Origin of the sequence: Methylotuvimicrobium sp. (genome assembly GCF_050611805.1) — a bacterium.
Taxonomy (GTDB): domain Bacteria; phylum Pseudomonadota; class Gammaproteobacteria; order Methylococcales; family Methylomonadaceae; genus Methylotuvimicrobium.
Genome location: NZ_JBNGHF010000010.1, coordinates 43599 through 60455 on the forward strand (window position 1 = coordinate 43599; position 16857 = coordinate 60455).

13 protein-coding genes are annotated in these 16857 nt (G+C 46.8%); 3 read left to right on the plus strand and 10 right to left on the minus strand.

Annotated elements, in window-relative coordinates; genetic code table 11:
* Positions 1–85: 85 nt before the first annotated feature.
* Positions 86–337: an OadG family protein gene (locus ACRJJO_RS06975; RefSeq protein ID WP_431065146.1), complete on the plus strand. Its 252-nt coding sequence runs from the start codon at positions 86–88 to the stop codon at positions 335–337.
* A 170-nt stretch (positions 338–507) separates the two neighbouring features.
* Here the strand turns inward: ACRJJO_RS06975 and ACRJJO_RS06980 are convergent, their stop codons facing one another.
* The 8 genes from ACRJJO_RS06980 to ACRJJO_RS07015 all read right to left on the minus strand — a co-directional run bounded on the left by ACRJJO_RS06980 (position 508) and on the right by ACRJJO_RS07015 (position 11731).
* Positions 508–1230, minus strand: a complete 723-nt coding sequence (locus ACRJJO_RS06980; protein ID WP_431065147.1) for a hypothetical protein — start codon at positions 1228–1230, stop codon at positions 508–510.
* Between the two features lie 51 nt (positions 1231–1281).
* Positions 1282–2616, minus strand: coding sequence for an O-antigen ligase family protein (locus ACRJJO_RS06985; protein WP_431065148.1), 1335 nt, complete (start codon positions 2614–2616; stop codon positions 1282–1284).
* A 1-nt stretch (position 2617) separates the two neighbouring features.
* Positions 2618–3745 (minus strand): glycosyltransferase family 4 protein, encoded by a 1128-nt coding sequence (locus ACRJJO_RS06990; protein WP_431065149.1) that lies wholly within the window; start codon positions 3743–3745, stop codon positions 2618–2620.
* A gap of 751 nt (positions 3746–4496) precedes the next feature.
* Entirely contained in the window at positions 4497–5522 is a 1026-nt protein-coding gene (locus ACRJJO_RS06995; RefSeq protein ID WP_431065150.1) for a glycosyltransferase, read from the minus strand.
* A 343-nt stretch (positions 5523–5865) separates the two neighbouring features.
* The gene (locus tag ACRJJO_RS07000; RefSeq protein ID WP_431065151.1) at positions 5866–6786 is read right to left on the minus strand and encodes a branched-chain amino acid transaminase; all 921 of its coding nucleotides are present in this window, start codon (positions 6784–6786) and stop codon (positions 5866–5868) included.
* 37 nt (positions 6787–6823) lie between these two features.
* Complete coding sequence (gene glnE, locus ACRJJO_RS07005) at positions 6824–9694, minus strand: bifunctional [glutamate--ammonia ligase]-adenylyl-L-tyrosine phosphorylase/[glutamate--ammonia-ligase] adenylyltransferase (protein WP_431065152.1); 2871 nt, start codon at positions 9692–9694, stop codon at positions 6824–6826.
* Between the two features lie 343 nt (positions 9695–10037).
* Complete coding sequence (locus tag ACRJJO_RS07010) at positions 10038–10802, minus strand: ABC transporter permease (protein ID WP_431065153.1); 765 nt, start codon at positions 10800–10802, stop codon at positions 10038–10040.
* The gene (locus ACRJJO_RS07015; protein WP_431065154.1) at positions 10802–11731 is read right to left on the minus strand and encodes an ABC transporter ATP-binding protein; all 930 of its coding nucleotides are present in this window, start codon (positions 11729–11731) and stop codon (positions 10802–10804) included. Before ACRJJO_RS07015 ends, ACRJJO_RS07010 begins: the two co-directional genes overlap by 1 nt.
* Positions 11732–12100: 369 nt before the next feature.
* Between ACRJJO_RS07015 and ACRJJO_RS07020 the strand changes: the two genes are divergently transcribed.
* Together ACRJJO_RS07020 and ACRJJO_RS07025 are read left to right on the plus strand one after the other, a co-directional pair.
* The gene (locus ACRJJO_RS07020; protein WP_431065155.1) at positions 12101–13600 is read left to right on the plus strand and encodes an exopolyphosphatase; all 1500 of its coding nucleotides are present in this window, start codon (positions 12101–12103) and stop codon (positions 13598–13600) included.
* A 6-nt stretch (positions 13601–13606) separates the two neighbouring features.
* Positions 13607–14857, plus strand: coding sequence for a hypothetical protein (locus tag ACRJJO_RS07025; RefSeq protein WP_431065156.1), 1251 nt, complete (start codon positions 13607–13609; stop codon positions 14855–14857).
* Positions 14858–14902: 45 nt separating this feature from the next.
* On the opposite strand, the gene ACRJJO_RS07030 is transcribed toward ACRJJO_RS07025, so the two are convergent.
* Both ACRJJO_RS07030 and ACRJJO_RS07035 read right to left on the minus strand, forming a co-directional pair.
* Positions 14903–15907, minus strand: coding sequence for a cytochrome-c peroxidase (locus tag ACRJJO_RS07030; protein WP_431065157.1), 1005 nt, complete (start codon positions 15905–15907; stop codon positions 14903–14905).
* A gap of 194 nt (positions 15908–16101) precedes the next feature.
* A complete protein-coding gene (locus tag ACRJJO_RS07035; RefSeq protein ID WP_404355894.1) occupies positions 16102–16584 on the minus strand; it encodes a flavin reductase family protein in 483 nt (160 codons plus the stop codon).
* Positions 16585–16857: the final 273 nt, after the last annotated feature.

Consider the following 16857-nt stretch of genomic DNA (forward strand, 5'->3'; position numbering starts at 1 on the left):
TTAACGCTAAAGCTTTGTCCGCGCCGAGTCGCTTGGCCTTATGATACAATTTCGCGATCGTAACTTTATAGATAAATCACAAACTATGACTGAAATATTAATCAGGGGCGGTGAGTTAATGGCGATAGGCATGGGGATTGTATTTCTGTTCCTTGCGATGTTGATTTTTGCCGTCAATTCAATGTCGGCACTAATCGCGCGCTTTATCGATGGACCAATTACCATCTCAGCAAATGTCAAATCCATACCCTCCGCCGCTAATGAAACTACCGACCCGGCCGTCATCGCCGCAATCACGTCTGCAGTTCATCAATATCGGAACCGACATCAGAAATAGAGTTAAAACCGGGCACGCAATAGACTCATCGATACAAAATTTTTACGGCGCCAGAAGGAGTGCGCCAAAATTTGTCAGATTTTGTTCAGAACAAGAAAGTCTTCAAAAGCCATTTTCGATTAAGCGTTGCTATTGGGCAGCAATTCCCAATTTGAGCATTTTCGCCGATCTTAGGATGTGGGGTATGCCTGTCGAGGAACGCCGTAAACCCATCCATGGGGGCTTGGCGGCAGCTCCCTGCTGCCGACATCCTCGCCAAGCACACCCCACACCCTTTTTGATCCCCTAATTGGGAATTGCTGGCTATTGAGTGATACGATGCCTATCACCATTTCATCTATTAAAATTACGACTAATATCGATATGCATTCAAGCAGGCCGCCCCTGCGAATATCATTCGACTCAACCGTCTTGTCTTTGTAAATTCGTTCGTGTCCTAGACCATGTTTGGCACCTAAACTAAAAACCCTATACGAATCAATATCTTCTTGATTCGTAAATGACCGTAAGGCACTACATGGGCGGTTTTTAAGCGAAATTCGATCTATAGTAGAGTTTTTTGTACACCTCCAGGAAGCGGGGTCAAGGCCCAATGTGTGGTAAATCCGTGCTAATTCCGCTTCCGGTTGTGTGCTTTTGCGGATGTGCAGAATACCTCCGTCGGCGCGCCGGAAGGAGGCGGTGACGCGCTGCTGAACGGACAAGATGTCGCGCAGTGTGGACCAGCGGTCGTGAATGCCGTGTTCTTTCAGTTGCCGGCGGATGATTTGCACAAACTGATAGGCCAGGACGGTGATGAACAAATGGCCGTCGACGCGGACTTCTTTGTGATGGTAGACCGGACGAAGCCCGAGTTCGGATTTAAGGCTACGAAACACACGCAAATCACTCAAAGATTCAATTAGTTTCGCCTTCCAAGCTGATTAATCAAAGGGCAGTTCAAGTTATGTAACCATATAATTTTTTTTCGAGTATTTAGTTTTTCGTGGACTAATTGCCGAATCTAGATTTACTGTTGAAACAGATTGGGTGAAGCTAAAAGCGAAGGCAAGCGCATACCAAAACATAATCGCGTTCCAATTCGTGAACAGACTCATTGACGACATAAGAGGCCACAAAAAAGGGATCAATGACAACAAAGCGCCCAACGCAAACGGATAGTTATCTACGGTTATATTTCGGTGCGCTTTGATCATTCTAACTATCATCAAAGCCATCAGAACGATGAATAACAAGAGCCCCGGAATTCCGCTTTCAGCCGCCCATTCTAGATATGGATTATGCGGATGCAAGCCGCAATTCGCCGGATCATTTTTAAACCAGCGATAGCCTTCCTGCCGGCAAACTTGTCGATAATTTTTCAGCCCAACACCGGTCAAAGGGTAGTCCTCGATCATAGATGCCGCGTTCGAAAAGATCATGCCATAGTGAGAATCCGAAAAACTGGCCAGTTGAAAGATCGTATCATCGATCATGCGCGATTTTATCGATGGCGATAGCGACAATGCTGCGCTGCCGAGCGTGATCCCGAGCGCTATAGGAATAAATAGCCCCCTGCGCAAATTTTTTAACGAGGCAAAAAAAATGACAACGGACAATGCAAGACTCAAAAATGCGATGCGCTCTCCGGTGATCAATACACTGACTAAAAGCGCGATGGCCAGTAAATAGATTAAGCCGATTCGTATCGATCGTTTGTCGATCATAGCTATGATCGCGGCCGTCGCAATTCCCAATACAGGCATAATAACTTTGGCTAAAAAAGTTCCGGCGATCCAGTCTTTGAATGGCCCGCTCAGTCGCCCCGAGTCCGAACTGGAAATGCCATGCAAGGTATCTCCAAATATAAACTGTTTCCAAAGAGAAATGATCGTTATGAAAATACAAGCCGCGATGAATAGTGCAGCAGTTCTGCGATATTTTTGATCATTCAGAATCCATTCTTTCAACGCGGCGATAAACACGACGAAGCGAATCCATAACAATGCGCGGCTGATCGATGCATTAAAATCGATAACTGCAAAAAAACTTATGAAAATCAGCCAAACCCAAAGCAACATCGCCAATAAAAACCAGGATTCGCGCGCCCATGCCCAGTATCGTGTAATGGCTGAACGAACTAAAAATGCAATACCTATCAAGGTTAACATCGCATCCGCGTATCCTTGCCCGAATATCATCGCAGTTGGAATTAGAGAGGTCATTGCCAGAAAGATACGGTCGATCCATTTTTGAGGCCAACACCAACAAGCAAAGAAAATATTTTTTGATGAAATCATCTTAAGAGTCCTTAGGCAATAATAATGCGTCGCGGTGCTCATCCAAAATCGAACTCACTTGCTTTTGTTCAAATTGAGAAAAAGCATCCCAGCATTTTTGCTGTATTGTTTTTCTCATGTCGTTATCGGAAAGCAGACTATTCAAGGCATACGCCAGCGAATCCCTGTTAACTGTTTTTAAAAGCATACCACAACCATTATTGATTTCGGCCAATCCGCCGTTTGCAGAGGAAATTAAGGCCGAACCGGACGCCAGGGCTTCAATCGCGGTGCGCCCGAGTGGTTCGTTCCATTTCGACGGAACCGCGACGATTGCTGCATGTTGAAAAAACTGCAATACCTCCGCATAGGGGCGATGCCCCAGAAACTCTGCTTGAGGCCCGAGCGGTCTGAGGCATTCTTGGACTCGCGCTTCGAATTCGGACAATCGGCCTGTCTGTCCATGTCGTTGCGAACCGATCATTACCGCTTTCCAGTCTGGATAATCAGGCAGTACAAGAGCGCTTGCTTCGGCGAATTCGAGCGCCCCTTTTTCTTCTACGATGCGTCCTGCGTATAAAATAAGATTTTGTTTATCAGTAAGGGAGTCTGAAAGCCGACCAATGCCATTATAGAGGACATGAAGTTTGCTTCGGGCAGATTCTTTGTCTACATCGGTATTCTCAAGGAAGCGCTGGCGAATGTAATCGCTAACGCAATAAATGGCAGCTGCCATATCCAACAATTTTTTTCGGGCCTGCGGCGAGCGCGTCGGTTTCATCAAGGTTGCATCGTTATGCAAAAACAGCGAAATCGGAATCTTCGGCAGTTTTCTTTTTAGATAAAAGAACACTTGCGGGCGGTTATGGATTTCGATCAGATCAGGAGGGTTGTGTTTGACCGAATGATAAAAAGCCGATGCCAACCCAATATTGCGTCCTTTGATCGTTCTGAACCTGGGTTTCAAACCACGATATTGATGCTGTGGGGGCGATGAATTCAGTTCTTTGCCGTAAAAAATCAAACTCGAACGGTAGCGGCTGAAACTACTTAGATCGAAACAAAAGAGCGAAATGGCTCCGGCTTTGTCGTTCGAAAAGTTTTCGGCAAACGGCAATAAAACCGCGATTCGATATTTTTGATCGCTCATGAATCAGAACCTGCAAAAAGGTTGATTAGATATATGATCGTGCGCGCCGTAGTGCTCAGGTTTATGTGTAACCGATCCGGCTTCGTGACTTTCACTTCTAACAATCGGCTTTTCAATGAAGACGAGGACATTGAGCTCTATCAACAATATTTAATCAAACTGGCAGTATTCTGACATAAATAACTCACGCTGAAAATCTTGGAAACGGAGCGTTAGCGAAGTGAAGATTTTTAGTCCCCGATAGCCGTAGCGCCGGGTGTTTTGCCGGAGTCTGCGCGACTAGCGCAGGCGGAGGCAAAATACAAGGCATCGCGACACGGCGTCAAGCCATTTGTGGGAGTGCTACGGAGCCGCATCGAGTTGACGATGATGTGGCGTAGTGGCACGGACGCAGGGCGAATCGGGGCCGCCGAAGGCAATAATCGCCAAGCAATTTTTCGCTGCTGAAATCGGACGGACCCTATTTCAGCTTTCGCGAAAAATCTTGGCGCGCTTGATTTGGCTTGCAATAGAATCAGTAGTGTCACTTGAGTTCAAGTTAAAGTGTAGCTGTAAAAATTTTGGGGATAATGCATTATTCTAGAAAAAGAATTTCACCATTAAGATCATGAAGAATAAAAGATTAATTCAATAACTTGTTAAGCATTTATATAGAAATTTCGTTCACCCAAAAAATTGCCGGGAATGTTTAGCTAATCTCTAAAAATACTTCATGAACTTCGTTAAGAAAAAATATTGAATCCACGCTTTATCAAACGGAATTTAATAAATTTCTGTAAACCTTTAACGTATTGCCGACCATCGCATCCACCGTAAACTCATCCTTACCGATCTTCCAGACTGGCTCCATCAGTTTACACCAACGGTCTTCGTTGAAAATCAATTCGTCTAATTTTTGACGAATCGCTTCAACATTGACATCCATGATCAGCGCCTTATCCAGCACCTCATTGGCAACCGGCACATCAGTCGACAAAACGGGTTTTCCGAGTAACACCGCTTCCGCAAAGACATAAGAAAAACCTTCATTTCTCGATGAAATAATCACACCGTCGACACCGGACAGAATTTTCGGAACATCGTTTCGAAAACCCAACAACTTGATACGATCCTGCAGCTCAAGTCGTTTAATCTGTGATTCAAGCTCGTGTTTCAAAGGCCCATCACCTAAGACCAACAGATTAGCGTCAACTTGTTTCATTGCCTCGACCAATAAATCGAAGCCCTTCGCCGGCACTAGCCTTCCGACTCCACATAACAACGGTTTGTTCGGCTGCAAGCCAAATTCTTCGATCAACTGACGCTTAGTTAATTTTTGCTCATCGAGATTCAATCGAATCCCGTTATAGACAACCGTCATCGGAATCTCTTTTCGGATAAAACTTCCGGCCGCTTTACTTACCGCAATGACATGATCAATGTTCTTAAAAGGACGCCCTTTTTTTCTGTTCGCGTTATGAATAGTACCGAGAGTCTTGGCTGAAATCGCTGGACTCAGTTTCGATAGCAGTGAGACCGCCTTATTGGCTTGCGCATGTACAATATCATAATCGCCTTTCCTGATGACAGTCAGTAAATCCCAAAGCATCAGCGGATTGTGCCGGCTTCGACTGAAATCGAACGGAATGAAATGAACTCTTTCGGAAATAAATTTGCACAAATCAGAGGGGGCTACTAACGTGACGTCCTCGATTTTCGACAATTCGTTAGATAACTCAATGACGTGCTTTTCAAGCCCCCCGAATCCGGAACTTGCAACAATTTGACAGATTTTCATAGCATTTCAGATCCGAGGTTTACTGATAGGGCCGAAAATTCGGTCAACGGCTTATTCATATTGCTTTATGTTTTCTAAGTAAGTCGGAAAATCGTATGCGTCTCTGCATGTTTGCTACTAACGATAAAGATCCCCTCCTGTCGAGTCGTCGAAGATCATAATTTCGGTTTTTTTCTGTTTCCCACGGTCCTCCGTGGGAACCCATAACTTGGCTGCCTAGGCAAGATCGGTACGCATTCCCCTAGAGAGAGGTGGAACACTCCCGGCAGTACTGATGCGTTCCGGCGTGCGCTCTGCGTGGGAACGATAGAAAATCGGAAACTTAAGCAGCCATAGCCATATCCTAAACGTAACTCAACCACTCCTGATGGTCGGCGCGTCTGCCATGCACATAATCGAAATACAGCGTTTGCAATTTTTCGGTTATTGGCCCTCTCACACCGTTACCGATGGACCGACCGTCCAATTCGCGAATCGGCGTCACTTCTGCGGCAGAACCCGTGAAGAAGGCTTCGTCGGCGACATAGATTTCGTCGCGCGTGATACGCTTTTCCGACACTTCCAAGCCCTGCTCTTTCGCTATCGTCATCACGGTATCACGAGTGATGCCTTCGAGTGCCGACGTCGTTTCCGGAGTATAAATTTTACCGTTACGAATGATAAACAAGTTTTCGCCGCTACCTTCCGCCGCAAAACCTTCGTGATCGAGCAATAAAGCTTCGTCATAACCGGTCGCTAAAGCTTCTTGGAGAGCCAGTATCGAGTTGATATAATTGCCGTTTGCCTTGGCTTTACACATCGTGCTGTTGACATGATTGCGCGTATAAGAGGATGTCCTGACGCGAATGCCTCGCTCCATGTTTTCGGCGCCGAGATAAGCCCCCCATTGCCAGGCCGCGATCATGACATGCACTTGCAAGTTATCGGCTCGAAGTCCCATGCCTTCCGAACCGTAAAAACACATACTTCTAATATAGGCGGTTTCCAGATCATTCTTAGAAACGGCTTCGCAATGGGCCTGATTGAGCTCTTCCTTGCCATAAGGAATAGGCATATTGAGAATTTTCGCAGAACGAAACAATCGGTCGGTATGTTCGGCCAACCTAAAAATCGCCGTGCCTTGGTCGGTCTTATAAGCCCTTAAACCTTCGAAAACGCCGGCACCGTAATGCAGGGTATGCGTCAACACATGGACTTTGGCCTCCCGCCATTCTACCCATTTGCCGTCCATCCAAATCAGCCCATCTCTATCGTCCATCGTCATTATCGTGTCTCCACTTCAACTTGAAAAATGCTTGTCATTAATCCATCACCTGTTGCCAAATACGTTCTACTTGAGCTCTCAATTGCGCAAAACTCTCTTCCGAAGCCACGGCTTTATCGTCTTGCAGTGCTTGTTTGTGACCGTAATCACGATAGCAGCAATAAGCCTGTTTGAGTTGCTCGGTAACCGGCTCCGATAAAGTCCCGATTTGCGCCAAGCCGTCCAACAAACGGATATTATCGGTATAGGTTACCAAGGACTCGTTGGCTGCCGCCTGATCTAAAACGCAGAATTGTACTATAAACTCAATATCCGCAATACCACCTTTGCTTTGTTTTAAGTCGAACTCGCCGGCTTTGGTCGTATCCAGATTTTCACGCATTTTTTCGCGCATGTCGCGCACTTCTTTTTTCAAGACATAATGATCCCGGGGGATGCATAGAATTCGTTTGCGAATCGCTTCGAACTCGGTTTTTATCGTCGGGTCGCCGGCGATGAAGCGCCCTCTAACTAAGGCTTGATGTTCCCAAGTCCAAGCATTATCGCGCAGATAGTCCTCGTAAACATCGACATGATTGACCAGTAAGCCGGCATTGCCGCTTGGCCTTAGACGCATATCGACTTCATACAAAATACCGGACAACAGACGCGTATTGAGCATCTGCATGACTTTTTGCCCGAGCCGCCCGTAAAAATGCGAACAACTGATCGGTTTAGCGCCGTCGGTCAGCGCATGCGTATCCTTGCTGTCGTATAAAAACACCATATCGAGGTCGGACCCATAGCCAAGCTCGATGCCGCCCAATTTACCGAAACCCAACACGCCGAAGCCGATCGAAACATGATCGGTATTCGGCGGAGCGCCGTGCTTGTCGGTCATGATCCGCCAACATAGCGCAACGGTGTGCTCGACAATTGTTTCGGCGATATAGGTCAAATAATCGCTGACCACCATGATAGGGATAATGCCCATGATATCGGCGGCCGCTACCCTAAGCAGATTGATATGCTTAAACTTGCGCAGCACCATCATCAATTGCTCGGTATCTTGAATGTTGATATCGGCCAGCATCTCGGCAAGTTCGGCTTGCAAGGCTTGCTTTTTCAGAGGTTCGTACAACGAACGGGTATCGAGCAACTCGTCGAATAACACCGGATAGTGAGCCAAATAATCACAAATCCACGGGCTTGCCGCCGACAACTTGACCAATTGCGTCAGCGCTTCGGGATTTTCATAGAGCAACGATAAGTAAACATTACGTCCCGCTACCGCTTCGAATAAACGCAAAATACGTTTCAAGGTTTCATCCAGATTTTCGACTTGCCGCACCGACTCCAGCAGTTGCGGCATCAAGCGGTCCAGCACGGCTGCTCCTTTGGCGGTGAGCCGCTTGACGGCCGGCGATTTTTTGAATTCACGTATTTGAAGCAACATTTCTTCGGCGCTGCCAAACCCTAAATCCACCAATTGCGAACAAAGCTCTTCGTCGTCCGCATGCGCCGCCCAAATCGATTCGGCCTCGAGATTTCTTTTATCTTGTTTGGACAGCGAAAACACCAGATCGAATTCGTCATGAACTTGCCTGCGAATATCATCCAACTTCGCCTTGAAACCCGGCCAGTCCGAAAAATCCATCGAATACGCCAGGATGAGTTGAGCCTGAGGATCTTGCGGCAAATCGTGAGTTTGCCGGTCTTGATATTGTTGAATATGATTTTCGGCTTCACGCAGAAACCGGTAATGACCGATCAACTGCTCGGCATCGTCCGGCGCCAATAACGCCATCTCGCCTAGCCTCTGTAAAACCTCGACGATACGTCGATTTTGCAAAGACTTTTCCTGGCCGCCGCGGATTAATTGAAAAGCTTGTCCGATAAATTCGATTTCGCGTATGCCGCCGGGACCGAGTTTAATATTGTCGAGCCTGTCTTTGCGCTGCAATTCTTGCGTAATTTTATACTTTAACGAACGCAGTTCTTCGAATGCGCCGTAATCGAGATAACGGCGATACACGAATGCATGCAGCATCTTCATCAATTGCGGACCGGTGTATGCGTCACCTGCAACCTGACGGGCTTTAATCATTGCATAGCGTTCCCATTCGCGCGCCTGGGTCAGATAATAATTTTCCATGCCGTCGAAGGTCATGATCACTGGACCGCTATCGCCAAACGGCCGAAGCCTGATATCGGTTCTGAACACAAAGCCGTCGGCAGTCGTTTCGTCCAGGATTTTGACCAGCTTGCGGCAAATTTTGCTAAAAAATTCACCATACGTGGTTTCTTTTCTATCGTTTAAAAACCCGTCTTCGGCGAACGCGAAAATCAAATCGATATCGGAAGAATAGTTCAGCTCATAGGCGCCGAGCTTGCCCATGCCGAGCACCACCATTTGCTGGGCTTGGCCGTTTGCCAGCATTGGCGTGCCGAATTTATCGCAGGCTTGCCGATATAAAAAATCCAAGACATAACGAATGCAGGCTTCGGCCAGCCATGTCAATTCATGCAAGGTTTCTTCGAGCGTCGCCCAACCGGCCAGATCACGCCATGCAATACGAACCATTTCCCGATTTCGCAAGCGTCGCAGCGACACCATCAATCCGGCTTCGTTCTCATCCGTCAACTTTGCTAGTTTGTCGGCATACTGCGTCTCGGTATACGACTTAAACAACTCGTCCGACTCGATCAAATCAAACAACATCTTGGGACAGCGAATACAGCTATCGGCCACGAAAAGACTCGATGTCCAAACCTTAATCCACGAGGCCAGTAATGGTTCGGGATAATCCGAAACAGTCGTTAATGATGCGTTTTGCTCGTCCCATTGCTGCAATTTTGCCTGCACGTTTTCAACAAGTTCTGCAGGCAAAGTTTGTAATTGCGATTTAAGTTGGTCGATTAAAGTCATAGATAGTCGAAGAATTGAATAAGGCGAATGTACAAGAGCTTTTTATCCTACTCCTTTTTGATCGAAAAACCGTCTATAAACAAAAGGTGTGGAGTATGTCTATCGAGGACCGCCGTCATCACATACCTTTTATTCTTTGACGGTTTTTCAATCAAAAGGAAGTAACTTCAAATTTACGCGAACACAGCCTAATTGTGAGTATTCAGTTCCCCGGCCATTCTCGTTCCCACGCTCTGCGTGGATATGCCTGATTACCGCTCCAGCGGTACGAGACGCTAGAGCGTCTCGGGCTGCATTCCCACGCTGGAGCGTGGGAACGATAGGGGGATGTGAATAATTACGCCTAATTTTTTATTCCTACCCCTTTATGCAACAAATACAGACTGAATAGAGTAAGAAAAACGATAAAACCGCCGGTTATCGCAAATGCTATTTGAATATCGACATCGGTCACGTTGATCAGACCGTAACGAAACGCATTGATCATATAGAGTATCGGATTACCCAACGAAATTTTCTGCCAGATGCCGGGCAGCATCGATACCGAATAAAACACGCCGCCAAGATAGCTTAGCGGCGTCAACACAAAACTGGGAATGATCGCAATGTCGTCGAAGCTCTCGGCAAATACCGCATTGATAAAGCCGGCCAACGCAAACAAAGTTGCAGTCAACAGGAATACGGCAACAGTAACCCAAGGGTGCGCGACATCGATTTGAGTAAACAACAATGAAATTGCAGCGACTACCAAACCAACCATGATGCCTCTAACGATACCGCCGCAAACGTAACCGGCCAAAATTACCCAATTCGGAACCGGCGCCACTAACAATTCCTCGATATGGCGCTGAAATTTAGTCGAATAAAACGACGATACGACATTCGCGTAGGAATGACTAATCACCGACATTAAAATAATTCCGGGTACGATGTATTCCATATAACTGGCCCCATCGATCGGGCCGATACGATCGCCGATCAATTTACCGAAGATCAAAAAATACAACGCAGTCGTCACGGCCGGCGGCAAGAGTGTTTGCGGCCAAATTCGCGTAAATCGGCGCACTTCTTTCACCACGATGGTTTTGAATGCAATAGCGCTATTCATTAACTAGCCCCTTGCTGCTTAGTCGAATCGATCAGATCCATAAACAATTGTTCAAGCCGATTCGATTTATTTTTGAGACTGGCGACCTGGATGTTTTGTTCGGACAGCGACGCAAACAATTTATTCAGACCCTCTTCTTTCGGCACTCCGACATCCAACGAAAAATCGGATAGTCGTTCGATATGATATCCAGGTATCACCGGCGCCGATACCACTGGAGCGGCCAGGTCCAAAACGAAATGATTGACATGCAAACGGGCCAATAAGCCGGCCATATCGGAATGCTCGACAATACGCCCATGATTGATGATGGCAATATTGCGGCACAGACTTTCGGCTTCCTCCAGATAATGTGTCGTTAAAATGATCGTCGTACCCTGCCGGTTGACTTCCTGCATCATTTCCCACATAGAACGCCTGATTTCGATATCGACACCGGCAGTCGGCTCGTCCAAGACCAACAACTTTGGCGAATGCACCATCGCTCTGGCAATCATCAATCGTCGCTTCATGCCACCTGACAGACGCCTAGAAACATCGGTGCGTTTATCCCATAAATCCATTTGTTTCAGACAAGTTTCGGTGCGACGGATCGCTTCTTTCCGCGGCATGCCGTAATAACCGGCCTGATTGAGCACAATTTGCTGCGGCGTTTCGAATTGATTGAAGTTAATCTCTTGCGGCACGATGCCGATACAGCTTTTCGCGAGATCGCGTTGTTTTTTTAAATCATAATCGAATATCGTCACATCACCGCTAGTTGCGGTGACTAGAGAACTGATAATACCGATTGTGGTAGATTTACCGGCGCCGTTCGGCCCAAGCAGCGCAAAAAAGTCGCCGTCTTGAACATCCAGATCGATGCCTTGCAACGCCTGAAAACCGTTATTATAAATTTTAGTGAGATTACGAATGGATAGGGCATTCATCGGAAAAGTAAGACTTAACGCAAACCAGCAAATAAGTTAAATTAGGCGCCTGCCTGCCGTATATACTTCGCGCGGCCACATTTTCGGTAAGCTAACGCGCTCTTTTGTCCGGTAGCTGCGTTACCTACATGGATGTAGGTAAGGGGCGTGAGCAGGAGCGGAAGCTTTGCGAAAACAGTTACATAGCTTGCTATGCGCCTGTTTTCGCGCCTTGCTACCGAACAAAATAGCATTGCCATAAAAGCCGAAAACATGACCGCACGAAGTATATGACGATACGCGCGTTCGGCGTCGATATTTCGATTTGGCAGAAAAACCATGCAATTCTATCAGAAACCCAACCTTTTCGCCGACTAAACTGGAAAGACAGTGCCTCAAAAAATACCCGAAATCGTAGCCGCCGTGGACCTCGGTTCCAACAGTTTCCATATGATCGTATGCAGCCTAAAAGACGGCAAAATGCATATTATCGACCGAATCAAAGAAATGGTCCGATTGGCGTCCGGCCTCGATAAAAAAAATCATTTGGATTTGATCACACAAAAAAGAGCGCTCGAATGTCTTGAGCGATTCGGTCAACGCATTGGCAATCTTCCTTCCGAAAGCGTTCGATGCGTCGGCACCAGCACCTTACGCAACGCAACGAATTCAAGACAATTCATTCTCAAGGCCGAGCGTGCTTTAGGCCACCCGATTCATGTCATTTCCGGCGTCGAAGAAGCGCGCTTGATTTATCAAGGTGTCGCCTACAGCTTAAGCAGCAGCGCCACCAAACGATTCGTAATGGACATCGGCGGAGGCAGCACCGAATATATCATCGGCACAGACGATAAACCGCGTATTAAAGAGAGCTTGAATATGGGCTGCGTGTCGGTCAGCAACTTGTTTTTCCCGGATGGAAAACTGTCCGTACAAGCGGTCAATGACGCACTGCTATTTGCCCAGCAAAAACTCGATCCGCACCAAAAAAGTTACAACCATAAGAATTGGGATGAAGCGATCGGCGCTTCGGGTAGTTTAAGAGCCATTCAAAAGGTTCTGGAAGCGACCGGTTGGAGCAATAACGACATTACCTTAGAAGGCCTCGACAAACTCATGGACCGCATCAAGTCGGTTAAGCATATCAATGACTTGAATTTACCGGAACTCGACCCGGAACGCTTGCCGGTATTCCCTGGCGGCGCCGTGATCGTCGCCGCAACCTTCAAAGCCTTGGGCATCGAACAAATGACGGTATCCGACGGCGCATTACGCGAAGGTCTGGTCCATGATTTATTGGGGCGCATCTATAACCGGGACATCCGTTCCGATACGGTGCACATGCTATGCGAGCGCTATCACACCGATCAAGCTCATGCCGACCGCATCAAAAATACATTACACACGATGCTGAAACAAATCGAACTTTTTCGGGACGATGATAACAAAGAAAACGGTATCAACTTTTTAGATTGGGCTGCCGACTTGCATGAAATGGGCCGCGACATCGCTCACAGCCAATATCATAAACATGGCGCCTATATCATCGCGAATGCCGACCTGGCCGGTTTTTCCAAACAGGATCAAGCTATAGTGTCGGTTTTAATTAAATCGCATCGCAGAAAATTTTCAATGAAACGCTTCGAAGGACTGTCCGAACCATGGCAACAATATGCGCCATTCATGACAATATTGCTGAGACTTGCGATATTGCTCCACCGCAATCGTAATGACATTGAATTACCCGAGTTTTCAATAACAATTGTTAAATCCAAACTGAAATTAACCTTTCCTGAAGGTTGGCTCGACCAGTCGCCGCTGACCCGTGCCGATTTAAACAAAGAGGCCGATTATTTAAAGGCAGCCGGATTCAAACTATCCTGTTGCTAACTTTTAATGTTACTGCTTACCCGTTTTTTATTCGCTTTATTCACCGCGCCGCCGGTACTTTTGGCCATAGTCATGCTGTATGCCGTAGAACCCGAACCTTCGGTTCGAGCCGATTGGCAAATGAATGACAAGGATGTCGAACGGGCTAAACAAATTTTCGAAGGCAGCCCGGTTAGCGACAACATCAGAACCATCGAGCTGAACGAACGGGATTTGAACATAGCGCTGAACTACATTCTCGATAACTATCTAAACAGCAATTCAATACTGACACTTGATGATACATCGATCGGTTTTAAAATATCGCTGCACTTACCGAAAAATCTTTTCGGCAATTATCTTAACCTTCAGTTCAACTTAGCCAAGACGAACGGCTCGACACACATTCACTCATTAAAGATCGGGCGCGTCGATTTCGCCGACGAACTTGCCGGATGGCTGATTAAAAAAACGATCAAGTATGCCCACCTGAAACAGCACTATATATTGGTAACCGAGCAAATTCTGGATTTTCATTTCAATAAAGAAAGCCTGAGACTCACCTATATCACCGACCCCGCTTTCGCCGAACACACAGCCGATTTATTGCATCGCGCCAAAGACCGTCAGTCGATGATCTTTTATCAACAAAAACTGACCGAAGTGATCAATAATCACGACCCTGACTGGCTTTTATCGCTCGCCGATCTAATTCAACCGCTGTTTAAACTCGCCTACCAACGATCCAGCCTCAAGACGGCTATCAAGGACAACCGGATCGTGATTTTTACGATCAACAGCTATGTCAACAAACATGAAACAATGCCCTATCTGCCTAGAAACATCATTGCCAAGCCGCGCACTGAATATCCGGTATTTTTATATCGAAGAATTGATCTAGCAAAGCATTTCATCGCATCGGCAACGCTAACAGCGACCGGCGGCGGTCATTTGGCAAATATGATAGGAATGGAAAAAGAATTGAGCGACGCAAGAAGCGGCAGCGGGTTTAGTTTTGTCGATTTGGCCGGCAACCGGGCCGGCATGCGTTTCGGCCAATTGGCCGTATCGAGCCCGGAAAATGCGCGCCGTCTGCAGCAGGCGATGGCTGAAATTAAAGACTACACGGCGTTCATGCCGGATGTCAGGGATTTTCCGGAAAACCTCAACCGTTCCGCATTCAAAAAACAATACGGCTCGGTTTACAGTCCGAAATATCAGGAAATGTTGATGGCGATCGATAAGCGTATCGATCAACTAGAGATCTATCAAGATTAGCGAACGTCTAGCGCACCGAGCTAGACGTTCGAATTAAATAATAGCTTATTTGGCAACACGCCCCGGAGTACCCGGTAAAGTCGGCATGCTTTGTTTTGGAAATTGCCCCGTCAGCCCATTCAAGAACGCAACGATATCTTCAATATCCTCGTCCGGTAAATCTTTGTCCAACTGAAGTTTACCCATCAATTTAACGGCTTTCTCCAAAGTATCGACCGAACCGTTATGGAAATAAGGCGCGGTTAACGCTACATTGCGCAAAGTAGGTACTTTCCACATATGTTCGTCTTCTGGTTTATTGGTAACTTCAGCACGGCCTTTGTCTCTTTTGAATTTATATTGCGCTTCAAAATAACCGTTACTGTTCACAGGGAATTTTTGATAAGTGCCTGCACCGTTAAATGCCGGTCCGCTATGACAAGAAGTGCAACCCAGCTCAGCAGCTTTGTTCAGACCGCGAACTTGTTGCTCGGTGAGGGCCGATTTGTCGCCTTTGACATATTTGTCATAAGGGCTGTTTGGAGTAATTAGCGTTCTTTCATAAGCGGCGATCGCCTTGGTTGCGTTTTCCTGGCTGATCGAGTTTTCACCGAACACTTTGGTAAACGCCTCCTGATAACCTTCTATGGTTTTCAAGCGGTCAACCACATCGTCCCAACTTTTCATGCCCATTTCGATAGGATTGGTCACAGGGCCTGCCGCTTGGTCTTCGAGACTCGCCGCGCGGCCGTCCCAAAACTGGACTTTGTTGAAAGCCGCATTCCAAACGGTCGGCGCGCTTCTGCCTCCGGTTTGACCGTTTACGCCCATGGAATTCGGGCGATTATCCTCGCCTCCGAGCATGGTGTTGTGACAAGAAGCACAAGACACAGTACCCGTTGAAGACAAACGAGGGTCATGATAAAGCATTTGACCTAATGCCACTTTTTCAGCAGTCGTTGGGTTATCGGCGGGCTCCGGTGCCTTCGTAGGTAATGCCTCCAAAGCATAAGCACCCGATACGGAACCGGCTAAAACCAGAGCTGTCACCAGCGAACGAATTTTAAACATACTATCCTCCTAATTATTATTAAACGACGAGAGTCGATCGGTATAGCCGTAAAATCAATTCACCATGAATGATCAAACCGGCTTTGCACACTGCACACGAATTGTATGCCAAGCAATCAGTTAGGTAAAACCGAAATCGTTACTGGACACAAATCGCGCCAACCGCGTACAGTGGCGTATTCAATGCCCTAGCCTCATTCCGACAAGTTGCGATAAGCCGACCGGAAATAAAGTAACGGAGAACCTGATCGGCACACGACATCCTGCACTTCCCCAACCATGATCCAATGGGTACCCGCTTTAACTTTTTCGACGACCTTGCATTCCAGACTTGCGAGGCAGTCGTTTAAAATCGGCATACCGCAAATGCCATTTTCCCATGACACATTCGCAAAACGCTCTTCTTGACTGGCGCCGCCGGCAAATTGATTGGAAACCTCTTCTTGTTCCGCAGTGAGAATATTGACCGCAAAATGCTTGCTTTCTTCAATACCGTCTCCGGTATCCGCATTCTCATTGATACAAACCAAAATTTGCGGCGGTTCCAACGAAACGCTGCAAAAAGAAGTTGCCGTCATGCCTTGCGTCCCGTAGCGTTCGGTATTTGTTGTAATAACCGTCACACCGCTAGCCCAAAGTTGCAGAGCGTTTTTAAATTCATTTGCTTCAACAGCCATTTTTTTCTTTGTATCCTTTTTAAGTGATCGGACAGATGCCGATTGAACATAAGGCCGAACATTATAGGATAAATTGTTTTTATGTTGAAAAACTAAGTCGGATTTCGAGACAATATGCCAACGAAACGAGGCAAATATCAACCCAAAAAATGGCTAAGTGACAAGCCTTGTAGGGTACGATATGCGTACCATGGCACTTATAAGTAGTCATTTTCGTGGACTGACTATCGGATTACTGTGAAAGTTCGCGGATTCGGACTCTGTATTGCTGTT